Here is a 15,108-nt window from a genome sequence, read left to right as displayed (position 1 = left end):
CTCTGCGCGCGAGACGACGGAGGCGGGCCCATCCCATGGGCGCGGGCGCTGTCCGTGCTTCCCGGACTGTGGGCACATTGGTGATCGACGGGGTTTTCGGGAGGACGGGCCCGCCCCCGTCGTCTCGCGCGCATAGCGGGCGAGGAGGACGACAGACCTGAGCGATCTGCAACCTGAACCCCCGGTCTTTCGGGTGCCCACGCGCATGCGTCCCAATCGACCGCGCCCGTCAGGGCGCAGGTCGTGCGAGCGCAGCGAGCATTGGGGGTGTGGGGTGAGAATCCCCCACTGCTCTTCCGGCCGAAGGCCGCCGCGGAAGAAACAGGCTTGAGTGCGGCGCGCAGCGTCGCATGGGGGGTGTGGGGTGGCGCAGCCCCCCGCCGGGACGCCGCGCCAGCGGTGGCCCAGCTAGCACAGCGCCGCGGTTTGCGGACTGGGGGGATAGGGCACTCGGTCAATGGAGGAGAGGTGGCTGAGATGTCCGCACAGTGGAAGCAGGGTAAGCGGCGCGCCGAGAGCGTGGCTGAGGACGCCTGGGATCACCTGGTGTCCGCGGTCGAGTCGGCGCGTTCGGTGGGTGGGACCGTGAAGGATCGGGCGTACGACTTCGCCGGCGAGGCGTCGAGCCGCTACAGCTCGGCGTCGGACCGGGTCGGGTCCGCGGCCGATGAGGCGTGGCACCGGGCGAGCCTGGCGTACGACGCGTTGTCGGGCCGCAAGCAGCGCACGCCGTGGGGCTGGATCGCGGTCGCCGTCCTCGGCGGGATCGCGGTCGGCTGGGCGGCGGCGGCCACGGCTCCGAAGGCCATCCAGGCGGCGCAGGAGCGGTTCGAGGACGAGGAGGACGTGCTGTCCCCCACGTACGAGGCGCCGGCACCGTACCGCGTCGCGGAATGACCAGGAGCGGGCCGACCCGGTAACGGGACGGCCCGCTCAACGCTGTCCGGAACACGCGGCCCGCAGAGCCGGGCTCAGCTGTACTTGCGCAGCTCCCGCTTGGCGAGGGAGGCGCGGTGGACCTCGTCGGGGCCGTCGGCGAGGCGCAGCGTCCGGGCCGACGCCCAGAGCGCGGCCAGCGGCGTGTCCTGGCTGACGCCGGCCGCGCCGTGGGCCTGGATCGCCTTGTCGATGACCCATTCGGCCATCTGCGGCACCGCGATCTTGATCGCCTGGATCTCGGTGTGGGCGCCCTTGTTGCCGACGGTGTCCATCAGCCAGGCGGTCTTCAGCACGAGCAGCCGGGCCTGTTCGATGCGGACCCGGGACTCGGCGATCCAGTCGCGGACCACGCCCTGCTCGGCGAGGGGACGGCCGAACGCGACCCGCTCGCTGACCCGCTCGCACATGAGCTGCAGCGCCCGCTCGGCGGCGCCGATGAGCCGCATGCAGTGGTGGATGCGGCCGGGACCGAGCCGGGCCTGCGCGATCGCGAACCCGGCGCCCTCCTCGGCGATGAGGTGGTCGGCCGGGACCCGAACGTCGGTGAACTCCACCTCCGCGTGACCGCCGTGCGACGCGTCGGTGTAGCCGAACACGTGCATGCCGCGCTTGACGGTGACGCCGGGGGTGTCGCGGGGGACGAGGATCATGCTCTGCTGGCGGTGGCGTTCGGCGCCGGGGTCGCTCTTGCCCATGACGATGAAGATCGTGCAGTTGGGGTTCATCGCGCCGGAGGACCACCACTTGCGGCCGTTGATGACGTACGCGTCGCCGTCGCGCTCGATCCGGGTGGCGATGTTGGTCGCGTCGGACGAGGCGACGTCGGGCTCCGTCATGCAGAACGCCGAGCGGATCTGGCCCTCGAGCAGCGGCTTGAGCCACCGGTCCTGCTGCTCCGGCGAGCCGAACGCGGACAGGACCTCCATGTTGCCGGTGTCCGGCGCGGCGCAGTTCAAGGCCTCGGGGGCGAGGTGCGGGCTGCGGCCGGTGATCTCGGCGAGCGGCGCGTACTGCAGGTTGGTGAGGCCGGCGCCGAAGCGGTCGTCGGGCAGGAACAGGTTCCACAGGCCGCGGTCGCGGGCGGACGCCTTCAACGTCTCGATCACCGGGGGACGGGCCCACGGGTCGTCGAGCCGCGCCATCTCCTCCTCGAAGCGGGGCTCAGCCGGGTACACCTCCTCCTGCATGAAGTCGGTGAGCTTCTCGTGCAGGTCGCCGGTGCGGGCGTCGAAGTTGAAGTCCATCAGCTCTCTCCGTTGATCGCTGTGAGCCCCTGCGCGAGCAGGGGTGGGACCAGCGCGCCGATCTGGTCGAAGCCGGCGCCGACGGTCTGGCCGTTGGTGTAGCGGAAGTGGATGCCCTCGAGGATGACGGCCAGCTTGTAGCAGGCCATCGCGACGTACCAGTGCAGGTCGCCGAGGTCGGCGGCACTGGTCTTGGCGTAGCGGTCGAGCAGCGCGTCGCCGGACGGGAACCCGGCGTCGGCACCGAGCCCGTCGGCGATCGGGTTGGCGCCGGTCTTGAGCCGGTCGAGCACCGTCCAGTACGCCAGCAGCAGCCCGAGGTCGGTGAGCGGGTCGCCGAGGGTCGCCATCTCCCAGTCGAGGACCGCCGCGACGCGCATGGTCTCCGGGTCGACGATGAGGTTGTCGAGCCGGTAGTCGCCGTGCACGATCGCGGTCGTGGCGGAGGCGGGGATGCCGGCCGCGAGGCGGTCCCGCAGCACCGCCGCGTCGGGCAGGTCCCGGCTCGTCGACTGCGCCAGCTGCTTCGACCACCGCCGGACCTGGCGCTCCAGGAAGCCCTCGGGCCGGCCGAAGTCGCTGAGCCCGATCTCGGCGGGGTCGACGCGGTGCAGGACGGCGAGGGTGTCCATCATCGCGAACGCCACCTCGCGGCGGGCCTCGTCGCCGAGCGGGTCGGTCTGCCGGCGGCTGCGCAGCACCACCCCGGGCACCCGCGACATCAGGTAGAACGGCGCGCCGATGATGTCGGGGTCCTCGCACAGCAGCAGCGCGTCGGGCACGGGCACCGGCGTCGGGCCGAGGGCGGAGATGATCCGGTGTTCCCGGGCCATGTCGTGCGCGGTGGCCAGGACGTGCCCGAGCGGCGGGCGGCGCAGCACGAAGACCTCGTTGACCACGTAGGTCAGGTTGGACCGGCCACCGGCGATGAGCTCGGCCCGGAGCTCACCGCCGTGCGGCTCGGTGACCAGCCCAGGCGCCTTGTCCTGGAGGTACGCCGTGAGACGGGGGATGTCGAGACCGGGCGGGGTGCTCATACGGCCAGTCCATGGGTGAGACGCGTTCTCTGTCAAGCACCCAGCGAGGTTTTTCACCGTCAATGTCCGTTTTTGCGGGCGCTGAGACGTTCCGGCATCGACACTGCGGCGAAACGGCACGGAAATCCGCGGTGGGCAGACTATGGCAGTACCGGAGAGCAAGTGACGTACACCAACGGCGGCGTACTCAGCCAAAGGACGAACGGGAGGTCGACTTCATGCTGCTACGGCTGCGAGTTGCGCTGCCCGACCGTCCCGGCTCACTCGGGCAGGTTGCCCGGACGCTGGGTGTGGTCGGTGCCGACATCGTTTCGGTCGTTGTACTGGAACGCGTCGGTGGCCGTGCGGTGGACGACCTTACCGTGGTATGGCCGGCTTCGGCCCCTGTCGACCGTGTTCTCACCGGTCTCGCGGCGATCCCAGGCGTTCGCGTGGACGGTGTGTGGCGCGGCACGGAGCTGTCGGAGCCGAGTAGTGGCCGCGAGGTCGCGCTCATCGGACAGGTGGCGGCAAACCCGCAGAACGGCCTGGCAACGGTCGTCGACGCGGCACCGGCACTGTTCGGCGCGGACTGGGCGGTTGCGATCCTGGTCGGATCGGACTGGGCGGGCGGCGGCGCGCGTGCACAGGCATGGTCTGATTCCTCGGTGATCTGCGCCAGCTGGCGCACTCCGGATGTCCCCCCACAGGTGGACATCGCACCACTCCGACCTCGCGCGATCAGCGCAGCTGACGGCATTCATCTTGCTGTCGCGCCTTTTCAGCGTGGAGGTCTGGTCCTTGTTGTCGCCCGCGGCGGGGCGGACGGCGACGCTGGAGCACCACCTTTCCACGGTTCCGAAGTGGCAAGGCTGGCGCAGTTGGTCGGTGCAACCGCATCTGTGCTGGGGGAACGGCTGGCGGGGCCCGGCTTGGCGGAGCTGGGTAAAGCGGGGAGTTCCATTGCCGGAACCCCCGCTCCCGCCGGCACAAACGCCGCTGCGTCTTCTTCCTGGGCTGCCTGAAACCCTGCCGCCCAGGCTGCACCACAAGCAAGGAGCCCCCCGAATGACCCTCTGGCGTATCCGCGCGACCGTCGACGACCGTCCCGGTTTCCTCTCCGTCCTGACCGCCAGCCTCGCGCTGCGCAAGGTCAACATCCTCTCCGTCCAGGTGCACACCACCGAGTCCGGCGCGGTCGACGACTTCCTCGTCGAGGCGCCCGACGAGCTGAGCGCCGCGGACCTCGCCGAGGCCGTCCGGCGCGGTCGCGGGCGGGACGCGTGGATCGCCCAGGCCGACGTGCGGGGGCTCATCGACGAGCCGACCCGCGTGCTCGCCCTGGCCGGCAAGGTCCTGGACGGCACCGCGACCCTGGAGGAGGCGATCGCGTCGCTGCTCGGCGACTGCGACATCTCCTGGCGGGCGGACTCGTCCACGGGCGCGGAGGGCTACACGGCGACCGGCATGCAGCTGCAGGATCCGGCCGGTGGCACGCTGTACGTCCGCCGTCCCGCGCCGCCGTTCACGCCGGCGGAGTACGCCCGGGCCCACGCCCTGGTCGGCCTCGCCCAGGTGGCGGGAAGGCGCAACACGGCAGCATAGAACCCTGAGACCTTTCTCAGCAGCGCTCGTCCTTGGCGGAGGACGAGCGCTGCTTTTTGCCATCTATACCTGTAGGCTGCCGACATGTTGTTCGGGTACATGTCGGGGGCCAACCTATGAACGCGCTGGACCTCGCGCGGTGGCAGTTCGCCGCCACCGCATCGCTGCACTTCCTCTTCGTCGCGCTCACGCTCGGCCTGGTCTTCTTCGTCGCGTCCACGCAGACGAAGTACGTGCGCACGGGCGACGAGACGTACGGCCGGGCGGCGCGCTTCTGGGGCTCCCTGTACGCGATCAACTACGCCGTCGGCATCGCCACCGGCCTGGTCATGGAGTTCGAGATCGGGCTCAACTGGAGCGGTCTGTCCCGGCTCACCGGCGACGTGTTCGGCGCGCCCCTGGCGCTGGAGACCCTGATCGCGTTCGTGCTCGAGTCGACGCTGCTCGGCATGTGGCTCTTCGGCTGGGGTCGGCTCAACAAGAAGCTGCACCTGGCCCTGATCTGGGCGGTCGCCGCGACCGCGCTGCTGTCCGCGTTCTGGGTGATGGTCTCCAACTCGTTCCTGCAGCACCCCGTCGGCTACGTGCTCGACAGCGACGGCACGGCCCGGCTCACCGACTTCGGCGCGCTGCTGACCAACAGCGCCCTGTGGTTCGCCCTGGCACACACCGTCTTCGCGGCCATGCTCACCGGTGGCATGTTCGTCGCCGGTGTCAGTGCCTGGCACCTGCGCCGCCGGGTCCAGGACAACGCCGAGCTGTTCCGCCGGTCGCTGCGGACCGGCCTGCACACCGCGCTGGTCGGCATGTTCTTCACCATGGGCTTCGGGTACGCCCAGTTCGGCCCGCTCGCCGACAACCAGCCCACCAAGCTGGCCGGCGGTCAGAACGCCGTCGAGCGGCAGGCCGAGATGGTGGCGAGGTTCGGCCCCGGCGACTACATCCCGAGCGGCATCGTCAGCGTCGCGCTCGGCGTCATGATCATGGTGGCGAACCTGCTGTTCCTGGTCCTGCTCGCCGCGCGCGTCCTCGCGATCCGCGACACGATCATCAAACGGCGCTGGGCCCGGCCGATGCTGTGGCTGCTCACCGCCCTCATCCCGGTGCCGTTCCTCACCGCGATCTGCGGCTGGATCGTGCGCGAGGAGGGCCGCCAGCCGTGGGCCGTCTACGGGCTGCTCAAGACCGCCGACGCGGTGTCACCGATGAGCGACGGGGTGCTGCTCGCCTCGACCGTCGGCTTCACCGCGCTCGTGGTCGTCCTCGTCACGGTCGACTGGTGGCTGCTGGCCCGCAAGGCGAGACGCGGGCCGGGCGACGAGTTCCTGCCCCAGCCCCTGCCCGAGCGCGAGGAGATCTTCGTATGAGCGCGTTGTGGTACACCATCCTCGGGTTGCTCTTCATGGCCTACTTCGCGCTCGGCGGGCTCGATCAGGGCGTCGCGCTGCTGCTGCCGTTCCAGCGACCAGAGTCACGGCGGGCCTCCCTGAACGCGGTCGGGCCCCGGTTCCTCGGCAACGAGGTGTGGATCGTCGGCGCCGTCGGGGTCCTCGTCGCCGCGTTCCCGCGGCTCGAGGGCGAGCTGTTCGGCGCCGCGTACCCGGTCGTCATCGCGATCGTGCTCGGCCTCATCGCCCTCAACACCGGCGTGCAGCTGCGCGGCCGGAGCACCCGGACCGGCGGGTTCGACGCGCTCATCACCGCGGGTGCCCTCGCGCTCGCCGTCGGCTGGGGACTGCTGCTCGGTGTCGTGCTGCACGGGGTACCGATGACCGCTGACGGCCACGTGCACGGCTTCGCGCCACTGACCAGCCCCGCCGTGTGGCTGACCGCGCTGGTCAACGTGATCCTCGTCGTGGCCAACGGCGCCGCGTATCTGGCGTGGCAGGGAATCGCCACGAGAGTACTGACCTGGGCAGCACCCGTCGGCGCCGGCGGCGTCCTGGTCGCGGCCGCCGTCTGGTACACCCAGGACCCACCCGGAATCCGCAACCCGATCCTCGCCACGGCCCTGGTCCTGGCCACCGCCGCCGCGCTGGTCGCGACCAGGTTCACCAGCGGCTGGCGGGCCTTCGCGGCCACGCTTGTGGCGTGCGCCCTACCGGTGATCACGGTCGCCCTGGCCAGGTACCCGGGCGTGCTAGCGTCCACGATGGACCCGGGAGCGACGGTGACCGTCGACAGCGCGGCCGCTGGCGCGGACACGCTCCGGCTGCTCGCCATCGGCGCGGCGCCACTGCTGCCGGTGCTGGTCGCCGTGCAGGTCTCCTGCTGGTGGCTGTTCCGGCGGCGGGAGAGTCAGCCCACCCCCCTCTACTGGTAGGGCGCGCGGACGTTCATGGACAGAAGACTGCTGCGGCTCGGGCCGGTCAGGCACTACGCGATGGTGCTGGCCGGCTCGGCCGTCCTGGCCGCGATCCTCGTCGTCGGCCAGGCCGTCAGCCTCGCCACCCTCCTGTCCGGTTCGGGTTCGGTGCTGACGGTCGCCGCCTGCCTCGCGTTCGTGGCGCTGCGGGGGGTGCACGGCGCGGTCGCCGCCGCGGCCGCCGGCCGGGCCACCGCCAAGGTCAAGGCGCACCTGCGGGCCGAACTGCTCGGCGCCGCCACCGCCCGCGGCCCCGGCTGGCTCGCCGGGCAGCGCGCCGGCGAGCTCGCCACCCTCGCGGGACGCGGCGTCGACGGGCTCGACGGGTACCTCGCCTCGTACCTGCCGCAGGTGTTCCTCGCCGTCACCGTCCCCCTCGGCGCCCTGGGCTGGCTCGCGTTCACCGACTTCAGGTCCGCGATCGTCGTCGGGGTCACGCTGCCGCTCATCCCGGTCTTCGGCGCGCTCGTGGGCTGGCAGACCGGTGCCCGCACCAGACACCAGTGGCACCTGCTGCAGCGCCTCGGCGGCCACTTCCTCGACACCGTCATCGGCCTGCCGACCCTGCGCACCTTCGGCGCCGAGCGGGCCCAGGTGCGCCGGGTCCGGGCGATGGCCGACGCGTATCGGGTCGCCACCATGCGCACCCTGCGTCTCGCGTTCCTGTCCGCGCTCGTCCTGGAGCTCGTGGCGACCGTCTCCGTGGCGCTCGTCGCGGTGCCCGTCGGCCTGCGGCTCCTCGACGGGAAGCTGACCCTGACCGCCGCCCTGGTCGTGCTGCTGCTCGCGCCGGAGGCCTACCTGCCGCTGCGGGCCCTGGGCACCAAGTTCCACGCCAGCCAGGAAGGACTCGCGGCCGCCGCGGAGATCTTCAAAGTGCTCGAGTCCGCTCCTGTTCCGCCGGCACGGACAGCGCCCCGCCTCCCCGCACCGGGCTTCGCCGGCCTCGCGTTCGACCGGGTCGAGGTGCGCTACGGCGACGTGGTGGCGCTTCGGGACCTGACCCTCGACGTCGCACCCGGGGACCGGGTCGCGCTCGTCGGGCCCAGCGGCGGCGGCAAGTCCACGATCCTCGCCCTGGTCCTCGGGTTCGTCACGCCGAGCGCCGGCCGGGTCCTCGTCGGCGGCGTCGACCTCGCCGACCTCGACCTCACCGCGTGGCGGGCCCGGCTCGCGTGGATGCCGCAACGCCCGCACCTGTTCGCCGGCACCGTCACCGACAACATCCGCCTGGGCGCCCCGGCCACCCCGCACGACCACGTCGTCGAGGCCGCCGTCGCCGCCGACGCGGACGCGTTCATCCGGGCCCTGCCGGACGGGTACGACACCGACCTCACCCGCCACGGCCTGTCCAGCGGCCAGCGGCAACGCCTCGCCATGGCCAGGACCTGGCTGCGCGGCGGCGCTTCGGGTCCTGCTTCCGGCGGTGCTCCGGGTCCTGCTTCGGGTAGCGCTTCCGGGGGCGCTGATCTGTTGTTGCTGGACGAACCGACCGCCCGGCTCGACCCGGCCAGCGAGGCGGCGGTGATCGCGGCCGCGGCCAGGCTCGCCGCCGACCGCACCGCCCTGCTCGTCGCCCACCGGCCGGCGATGCTGTCCGTCGCCACCAGGGTCGTCGAGATCAAGGACGGCGTCGCGGCGCCCCTCACCGGGGCGGTGGTGTTCGCATGACCGCCATGACCACCGTGCCCGCCGCCCGGCAGGTGCGGCTCTTCGGGCCCGGTGCGCTGCTCCGGCTGGTCTTCGCCGGGCTCCTCGGCGTCCTCACCGAGGCCGCCGGGATCGGCCTGGTCGGCACCGCGACCTGGATGCTCGTCCGGGCCGCCGACCAGCCACCCCTCGCCGCGCTCGCGGTGGCGATCGCGGCGGTGCGGGGGTTCGCACTGGTCAAGGGCGGCCTCCGGTACGCGGAACGGCTCGCCGGCCACGACGCCGTCCTGCGCGTCCTGGCCGACCTGCGCACCCGGGCGTTCAGCGCGCTCGCCGCCCCGGCCGGCGGCGCTGTCACCTCCGCTCCCGCTGCTTCCCCCTCCGCTCCCGTTTCTTCCTCCGCTCCCGCTTCTTCCTCTACTCCCGTTTCTTCCTCCGGGGACGTGCCTTCGTCGTCCGGGGACGTGCTGAGCAGGGTCGTGTCCGACGTCGACGGGGTCCAGGACGCGGTCCTGCGCGGTGCGCTGCCGGCCGGGGTCGCCGCGGTCGTCGGGCTCGCCGGCGTGGCGGGCGTCGCCGCCGTCGACCCCCGGGCCGGGCTCGTCCTGCTCGCCGGGTTGCTCGTCGCCGGGGTGCTGCTGCCGTGGGCCGGGCACCGGCGCACCGCGGCGCCGGCGTCGGCCATCTCGACCGCCCGGGGCGACCTGACGACGGGGACCGTCGACGTGGTGCAGGGGGTGGCGGAGCTCGTCGCGTACGGTGCGCTGCCCGCCGCCCTCGCCGACACCGCCGACCGGAGCCGCCGGCTCGCCGCCCTCGAAGCCAGGTCCGCCACCGTCGCCGCGGTCGTGGGCGGGGCTGCCGCGATGATCCCCGCCGCCGTCGCGGTGTGGATCGCGGTCCTGGTCGACGGGCGGACTGCGGCGGCAGTCCTGGCGCTCGTCGCGCTCAGCGTCGGCGAGGTCGTCGTGCCCCTCGCCGCGGCCGCGGTCCGGCACGCCGAACTCCGCGGGGGACTCCGCCGGGTCCGCGAACTGATCGCCACCGCCGCCCCGGCGGCTGCCCCTTCCGCTGCCCTGGCCGCGGCGCCCACCGGACCGGTGCCCGCGTCGGCCGCAGCGCCCGCCGCCGGTGGCCGTGCCGCCATGGACCGTGCCGCTGGTGGTGTTGCCGCCGGCGACGTGGCGCCGGTCGGCCCGCTCGACACTCCGGTGGATCTGGTGCTGCGCGGGGTCACGGTCAGGTACCGCGCCGACCTGCCGCCCGCCCTGGTCGACGTGGACCTCGAGCTGCCGGCGGGGAGCCGGGTCGCGGTCGTCGGCGCCAGCGGATCCGGCAAGTCGACGTTGCTCGCCGTGATCGCCGGGCGGGTACCCCTCGCCGCCGGCACCGTCGACGGCAGGCCCGACGGGGTCGAGGCGTGGCGGGTCGCCGGTGGGGTGTTCGCCGACGCGCACGTGTTCCACACGACCGTCCGCGACAACCTGGTCCTCGGCCGGTCCGGGTGCCAGGACGCCGACCTGGTGCGGGCGCTCACCGACGCCGGCCTCCCCGACTACGCCGACCGGCTCGACGACATCGTCGGCGAGGACGGCGGGAAACTGTCCGGCGGGCAGCGGCAGCGGCTGCTGCTGGCGCGGGCCCTGGTGGCGCCGCCGCCGGTGCTGCTGCTGGACGAACCGACCGAAGGCCTCGACCCGGCCGCCGCCGACGCCGTCCTCGACACGGCGCTGCAAGCCGCCGGCGCGCGGACCGTGGTCGTCGTCACCCACCGCGCGGCGGAGCTGAGCAGCTTCGACCGGGTCGTCCACGTCGAGGGCGGCCGCACAGGTTGACGGCCGCACAGGTTGACGGCAGTGGAGCCGGGTGTGGGAACCTTGTCGGGTGGACGGGGTCTCACATGGTTCCGGCCCGATCGACCGCTATGTCGACGGGCTGGCCGGCGCGCTCCGGGGGCCGCGCCGGCACCGGCACGAGATGGTCACCGAGGCGCGTGACAGCCTCCTGGACGCCGCGGAGGCGTATGCCGACGCGGGCCAGGACCCGCTCGACGCGCAGCGCCGGGCCGTCGCCGAGTTCGGCACCTACCGGCAGGTCGTGCCGGGGTATCAGGCCGAGCTCGCCACGCTCCAGGGCCGCCGCACCGCGATGTGGATCGCGTTCGTCCTGCCCGTCATGACGCTGCTCGAGCCGCTCATGTGGTGGGACACCTCGTGGAGCACGGACGAGCGGGCCAGCCACGTCTACTGGGTGCTCGTCGACCATTTCCAGTACACGTCGTTTCTCGCCGCCGGGGCCGCCGGGCTCGCGGTGGTCGGGTTCGGCTGGGGCAGCCGGTTCCTGCGTGACGGCCTGCAGTACGCGCGGCTCGTCGGTCAGGCGACCGTGGTCTTCCTCGGCATGCACGCCCTGCTGGGCGCGAGCGTGTTCGTGCTGAGCCTGCGCCAGTGGCCGGCGGCGGCGACGTGGCCGCCGGTGCTGATCGGCATCGCCGTCAACGCCGCCGCGTTCGGCTATGCGGGCCTGCTGGCCGTCCGGTGCGTCTCCGTCGCCCGGCAACCCCGCCTGCGCGCTGTGGCCGGCTGAACGGCCCTCTGCTGATCCGGATCAGGACGTGGCGGTCGCGGGCGGGGGGAGCAGCACCGCGCCGATCGTGGCGGTGAACTCCTGCCACGCCGAACGCTCCTCGGCCAGGACCTTCCGGCCGGCGCTGGTCAGCCGATACGTGCGGCGCTCCCGGCCGCCGACCGTCGACCAGGCGCTCTCCACGTATCCCGCGCGCTCCAGGCGGCGTAGCGCCGGGTAGACCGTGCCCGTCGGCAGCGTCAGCGAACCACCGCTGCGCTCCTGCAGGGCCTCGATGATCGCGTAGCCGTGGCGGGGCTCGCCGTCCAGCACCGCGAGCAGGAGTGCGTCGAGATGCCCGCGCAGCGCGTCCGCCTTCATGTGTAGCGAGTCTACGGGTTCGCAGCTCGCGACGCCATGAGGGGCCTGCGGTGCCGGTGTTGCGGTGCCGGCGCCGCGGCGCCCTTCTCCGCGGGTGGGTTTACCGGCGGCCGACATGGGAAGGAGCGCTGTCGGGTGACCGGTGGTTGGGCCCGGAAGTTGAGGAGCGGTATGAGGCGGCGGGTCGAGGCCACGCAGGACGTCGAGTCGTTGTGGCCCAACGGACTGGGCACCACACTCGCCATCGCCTCGGGACGGGCTCTCGCCTACCGCCGGGGCGTCGCCAGGCCGGCCGTCGCCACTCCACAGTGGACGATGGACCGGGCCGGCCGGGTCACCGGCAGCGGCGCGGGGAGCGCAGGCAGCACAGGCGGCACCGGCAGCACCGGGCGGCACGCCCGCCGGGAGTTCGATGCCGAGGACGTCGCCAGGTGGCTCGTCGGGCAGCTCCCCGAAGGCCGTTACGGCGGGCTCGTCGTCGGCTCACCGCACGGCGCCGCAGTCCACCTCGCGATGGCGCTCGGCGTGCCGTGGCTGCCGGTCGCGTTCGAGGTGCCGACCCCCGAGGTCGCTGCCGGTGAACGCCCCGCGGCCGACGGTGAGCGCTTCGCCCGCGACATCCTCGACGGCAACCCCGACGTCGCGGTCCGCCAGGTGTACGACCCGGTGTGGCGCGGCTGGTCCGGTGCCGCGACCGCGTACGCCGTCGTGCGGTGGCGGCGCCTGCCGGCCGCGTACCGCCGGTTCGTGGCCGAACGGCTGCACCCCGACGCACCCGTCGTCGTCGTGCGGGACGTCAGCCGCTGGCAGACGTCACCCGGCGACGACGGCTACTCCTACCAGCTCGGCAGCCGCGCCAGCGGGCTCGGCCCCGGCGACTACCGCGACGAGCGGTCGCTGCGCGGCCGGGCGCCCCGCCAGGACAGCGACGGCGAACGGGCCGTCGACCGGGGACTCGTCGAGGACCTGCGCCGGTACGGCTCGGCCCACGGCCACCCGGTCCGCCAGGTCCTGTACCGGCACCCGGACGTCCTCAGCGGCGCCGTCGCGGACCTGTACCGGCAGTGGCTGCGGACCGGCGGGCGCCCCGGCAGCCGGCTCGTGGTCGAGTGCGGCCGGCTCCTCGACCCGTGGCACGTGCTGCGGGCCGGGCTGGTGCCGTACTGGTGCGAGCACCCGCTGCGCTCCGCGGTGCGGTGCCTGACGTGGTGGCTGGCGGGCAGCGAACCGTTCGCGTCGGTCGACGTGTTCGCCGAGCCGCCCGGGATGCCGCTGCCGACGGTCGCGCACCTGGAGGAGTGGCAGGCGGTCGCCGACTTCGCGACCCGGCACGGGCTCGTCGACCGGCGGTGCGCCCGCGCCTACCCGGCCGGGGTCGTGCCCGGCCACCACGCCACGCAGGTGCTGCGGATGCACCCCTACGACCTGCCGCACCTGCCGTTCCTGGAGGTGCCGGCGGCCCTGTCGGTCATGACGCACAGCGCGCAGACCGACGGGCTGCTGGTCATCTGAGCGCTCTGGTCATCTGAGCTCTATGGCGTGTCCTCGGACTTCTCCTTGTTCTTCTGCACCTTGCTGATCACGTCGTGGAGGGGCTTCGTGCCGCTGCCGACGACGATGCCGGTGACGATCGCGTCGATCCAGACCGGGATGCCGTTCCAGTTCTCCCCGGCGATGGAGTGCAGCAGGTACAGCCCGCCCGCCGACGACGCGACGGTCGCCACCGCGGTTGCGATGCCCCACGAGACGAGGCCGCGGCTCGCCCGGCCCTTCTCCAGCATCGACTTCGCGTGCGCGACCTGGATCAGATCGTCGAGGGTGGCGTCGTGGTACTTGTTGGCAAGGTTCGCCACCGCCGCCTCCAGCTCGCCGCGGGCGTGCTTGCCGGGCAGGAACCGGGCGAACGGCTCCAGGACCCGCTCGACGGCCGTCGCGAACGCGAACAGCACCGCGAAGAACGTCGTGGCGTCCGGCAGGCGGATCGCCTGTGCGTTGACGTTGAAGTGCCACAGCGCCCACGATCCGGCGCCACCGGCGGCGACCAGGGCGAACGCTGACACCAGCGACAGCACCGACGCGGGCTGCGGCGGGACGGCGGCCGCCTCGCCGCCCGGGGTCGGCTCGACGACCGGCCCGGCCGACGCGATCGCGATCCCGACCTCGTCGCCCGGCGCGGCCGCACCGGGCGCGGGGCTGGTCTCGGCACCGGGCGTGGCGGTCTCGGGGGTTTCGGCGCTCGCCGAACGGTTCGACGGGCCTTGCTGGAAGGGCACGTGGGCCCGGCCGATCGCGGGCGCGTCGGCCTGCGCGGCGGGCGCTACTGCGGCGGTGGCGACGACACGGTTGGAGTTGGGGCCGAGCACGTTCGTGCGACGGACGAGAGCCATGCGCGAGACGGTAGCGGTGCGTCGATCCGTGCGCGATGCCCGATTCCCGACATCGACCCTGCGTCTAGTCCGGCGTTGCGCTCCGTAGTGTGAGTGATGCCGGCGCGGTGGCGGAGACAGGTGCGGTGGCGGAGACAGGTGCGGTGGCGGGCGAGGCGGCGGGTTTGAGGGTCGGCTCAGCGGCGGGCGTGCGCCGGGGCCGGGCCGCGACCCGCTGCGCCAGCCAGGGGCCGAGGACGAGGGCGGCCACGTCGAACGCGGCGTGGATGACGATCGGCGCGAAGATGCCCCCGGTGAGGTTGTAGACGAGCGTGAAGATCAGCCCGACCAGTGTCGCGCCGACGGCGCCGCGCCAGCCCTGGTAGGCGTGGGCGACGCCGAACAGCAGCAGCGACAGCAGCGCCGCCACCAGCGGGTCCAGGCCGAGCAGCCCGACGCCGGCGGCGATGAACAGCCCGCGGTAGACGAGTTCCTCGCTGACGCCGACGCAGACCGCGAGCACGCCCGCGAGCGCGCGTTCGGCCGCCGTGCGCGGATGCAGGAAACGGACCCGGGCCAGGGTGTCCTCGCCGCCGTGCAGGCCGCGGATGTGGACGCCGTCGCGGCGGGCGCGGGCGAACCGCACGTGGTTCACGACGATGATCAGCCCCATCAACGCCGACAGGAGCACCGCGGCGACGCCGTCGACGAGCCCCGGTGCCCGCAGGCCCAGGTCGGTGAGGTCGATGCCGTCGGTCCACACCACCGCGAACGCGGCGACCGCCAGCAGCACCGATCGGCTGATGCCGCCGCGGTACAGCCGGATCCGGCCGCCCGGGGTCGCCACCAGCCGCTCCATGGCGGCGCGGGCCTTCGCCGTGGAGGCGTACGCCGCGACGGCGACGGTCGCCACGAGGAGGAGCAGCGTCAGGACGGTGGCGGTGACGCCGAATCGGGGATCGAGCCATTCGTACACG

At 73.1% G+C, this 15,108-nt stretch carries 14 protein-coding genes; 9 read left to right on the top strand and 5 right to left on the bottom strand.

Annotated features, from left to right (window positions below; genetic code table 11):
• Nucleotides 1–468: 468 nt before the first annotated feature.
• Nucleotides 469–897, top strand: a complete 429-nt coding sequence (locus tag ACFPIJ_RS01475; RefSeq protein WP_380112697.1) for a hypothetical protein — start codon at nt 469–471, stop codon at nt 895–897.
• Nucleotides 898–971: 74 nt separating this feature from the next.
• Here the strand turns inward: ACFPIJ_RS01475 and ACFPIJ_RS01470 are convergent, their stop codons facing one another.
• Both ACFPIJ_RS01470 and ACFPIJ_RS01465 read right to left on the bottom strand, forming a co-directional pair.
• Nucleotides 972–2,183: an acyl-CoA dehydrogenase family protein gene (locus tag ACFPIJ_RS01470; RefSeq protein ID WP_380112695.1), complete on the bottom strand. Its 1,212-nt coding sequence runs from the start codon at nt 2,181–2,183 to the stop codon at nt 972–974.
• Complete coding sequence (locus tag ACFPIJ_RS01465) at nt 2,183–3,220, bottom strand: phosphotransferase family protein (protein WP_380112694.1); 1,038 nt, start codon at nt 3,218–3,220, stop codon at nt 2,183–2,185. The genes ACFPIJ_RS01470 and ACFPIJ_RS01465 overlap by 1 nt, the downstream gene beginning before the upstream one ends.
• Nucleotides 3,221–3,438: 218 nt before the next feature.
• On the opposite strand from ACFPIJ_RS01465, the gene ACFPIJ_RS01460 reads away from it, so the two are divergent.
• From ACFPIJ_RS01460 to ACFPIJ_RS01430, 7 genes are all read left to right on the top strand, one after another.
• Nucleotides 3,439–4,224, top strand: a complete 786-nt coding sequence (locus ACFPIJ_RS01460) for an ACT domain-containing protein (RefSeq protein WP_380112693.1) — start codon at nt 3,439–3,441, stop codon at nt 4,222–4,224.
• A gap of 43 nt (nt 4,225–4,267) precedes the next feature.
• Nucleotides 4,268–4,804 carry an ACT domain-containing protein gene (locus ACFPIJ_RS01455; RefSeq protein WP_380112692.1) on the top strand — a complete coding sequence of 179 codons (537 nt, stop codon included), beginning with the start codon at nt 4,268–4,270 and terminating at the stop codon, nt 4,802–4,804.
• A 116-nt stretch (nt 4,805–4,920) separates the two neighbouring features.
• Nucleotides 4,921–6,171, top strand: coding sequence for a cytochrome ubiquinol oxidase subunit I (locus tag ACFPIJ_RS01450; RefSeq protein ID WP_380112691.1), 1,251 nt, complete (start codon nt 4,921–4,923; stop codon nt 6,169–6,171).
• Complete coding sequence (locus tag ACFPIJ_RS01445) at nt 6,168–7,127, top strand: cytochrome d ubiquinol oxidase subunit II (RefSeq protein WP_380112690.1); 960 nt, start codon at nt 6,168–6,170, stop codon at nt 7,125–7,127. The genes ACFPIJ_RS01450 and ACFPIJ_RS01445 overlap by 4 nt, the downstream gene beginning before the upstream one ends.
• 15 nt (nt 7,128–7,142) lie before the next feature.
• Nucleotides 7,143–8,840, top strand: a complete 1,698-nt coding sequence (gene cydD / locus ACFPIJ_RS01440) for a thiol reductant ABC exporter subunit CydD (protein WP_380112689.1) — start codon at nt 7,143–7,145, stop codon at nt 8,838–8,840.
• Nucleotides 8,837–10,654 (top strand): thiol reductant ABC exporter subunit CydC, encoded by a 1,818-nt coding sequence (cydC, locus tag ACFPIJ_RS01435; RefSeq protein ID WP_380112688.1) that lies wholly within the window; start codon nt 8,837–8,839, stop codon nt 10,652–10,654. The genes cydD and cydC overlap by 4 nt, the downstream gene beginning before the upstream one ends.
• Nucleotides 10,655–10,703: 49 nt before the next feature.
• Nucleotides 10,704–11,405: a permease prefix domain 1-containing protein gene (locus tag ACFPIJ_RS01430; protein WP_380112686.1), complete on the top strand. Its 702-nt coding sequence runs from the start codon at nt 10,704–10,706 to the stop codon at nt 11,403–11,405.
• Nucleotides 11,406–11,426: 21 nt separating this feature from the next.
• Here the strand turns inward: ACFPIJ_RS01430 and ACFPIJ_RS01425 are convergent, their stop codons facing one another.
• Nucleotides 11,427–11,765, bottom strand: a complete 339-nt coding sequence (locus tag ACFPIJ_RS01425; protein WP_380112685.1) for a PadR family transcriptional regulator — start codon at nt 11,763–11,765, stop codon at nt 11,427–11,429.
• 171 nt (nt 11,766–11,936) lie between these two features.
• On the opposite strand from ACFPIJ_RS01425, the gene ACFPIJ_RS01420 reads away from it, so the two are divergent.
• A complete protein-coding gene (locus tag ACFPIJ_RS01420; protein ID WP_380112684.1) occupies nt 11,937–13,277 on the top strand; it encodes a hypothetical protein in 1,341 nt (446 codons plus the stop codon).
• Nucleotides 13,278–13,297: 20 nt separating this feature from the next.
• On the opposite strand, the gene ACFPIJ_RS01415 is transcribed toward ACFPIJ_RS01420, so the two are convergent.
• Both ACFPIJ_RS01415 and ACFPIJ_RS01410 read right to left on the bottom strand, forming a co-directional pair.
• Nucleotides 13,298–14,152, bottom strand: a complete 855-nt coding sequence (locus ACFPIJ_RS01415) for a hypothetical protein (RefSeq protein WP_380112683.1) — start codon at nt 14,150–14,152, stop codon at nt 13,298–13,300.
• Between the two features lie 64 nt (nt 14,153–14,216).
• The gene (locus ACFPIJ_RS01410) at nt 14,217–15,107 is read right to left on the bottom strand and encodes a CPBP family intramembrane glutamic endopeptidase (RefSeq protein ID WP_380112682.1); all 891 of its coding nucleotides are present in this window, start codon (nt 15,105–15,107) and stop codon (nt 14,217–14,219) included.
• Nucleotide 15,108 lies beyond the last annotated feature (1 nt).

Source organism: Dactylosporangium cerinum, assembly GCF_042653625.1.
In the GTDB taxonomy this organism is placed as follows: Bacteria; Actinomycetota; Actinomycetes; order Mycobacteriales; family Micromonosporaceae; genus Dactylosporangium; species Dactylosporangium cerinum.
The sequence above is the reverse complement of the archived record's forward strand: the minus strand, read 5'-3'. Positions and strand labels throughout refer to the sequence as shown.

Excerpts from the sequence above, each read along its gene's own strand:
- ACFPIJ_RS01470 (WP_380112695.1), bottom strand. The coding sequence starts at position 2,183 with ATGGACTTCAACTTCGACGCCCGCACCGGCGACCTGCACGAGAAGCTC.
- ACFPIJ_RS01465 (WP_380112694.1), bottom strand. The coding sequence starts at position 3,220 with ATGAGCACCCCGCCCGGTCTCGACATCCCCCGTCTCACGGCGTACCTC.
- ACFPIJ_RS01460 (WP_380112693.1), top strand. The coding sequence starts at position 3,439 with ATGCTGCTACGGCTGCGAGTTGCGCTGCCCGACCGTCCCGGCTCACTC.
- ACFPIJ_RS01455 (WP_380112692.1), top strand. The coding sequence starts at position 4,268 with ATGACCCTCTGGCGTATCCGCGCGACCGTCGACGACCGTCCCGGTTTC.
- ACFPIJ_RS01450 (WP_380112691.1), top strand. The coding sequence starts at position 4,921 with ATGAACGCGCTGGACCTCGCGCGGTGGCAGTTCGCCGCCACCGCATCG.
- ACFPIJ_RS01445 (WP_380112690.1), top strand. The coding sequence starts at position 6,168 with ATGAGCGCGTTGTGGTACACCATCCTCGGGTTGCTCTTCATGGCCTAC.
- cydD (WP_380112689.1), top strand. The coding sequence starts at position 7,143 with ATGGACAGAAGACTGCTGCGGCTCGGGCCGGTCAGGCACTACGCGATG.
- cydC (WP_380112688.1), top strand. The coding sequence starts at position 8,837 with ATGACCGCCATGACCACCGTGCCCGCCGCCCGGCAGGTGCGGCTCTTC.
- ACFPIJ_RS01425 (WP_380112685.1), bottom strand. The coding sequence starts at position 11,765 with ATGAAGGCGGACGCGCTGCGCGGGCATCTCGACGCACTCCTGCTCGCG.
- ACFPIJ_RS01420 (WP_380112684.1), top strand. The coding sequence starts at position 11,937 with ATGAGGCGGCGGGTCGAGGCCACGCAGGACGTCGAGTCGTTGTGGCCC.
- ACFPIJ_RS01415 (WP_380112683.1), bottom strand. The coding sequence starts at position 14,152 with ATGGCTCTCGTCCGTCGCACGAACGTGCTCGGCCCCAACTCCAACCGT.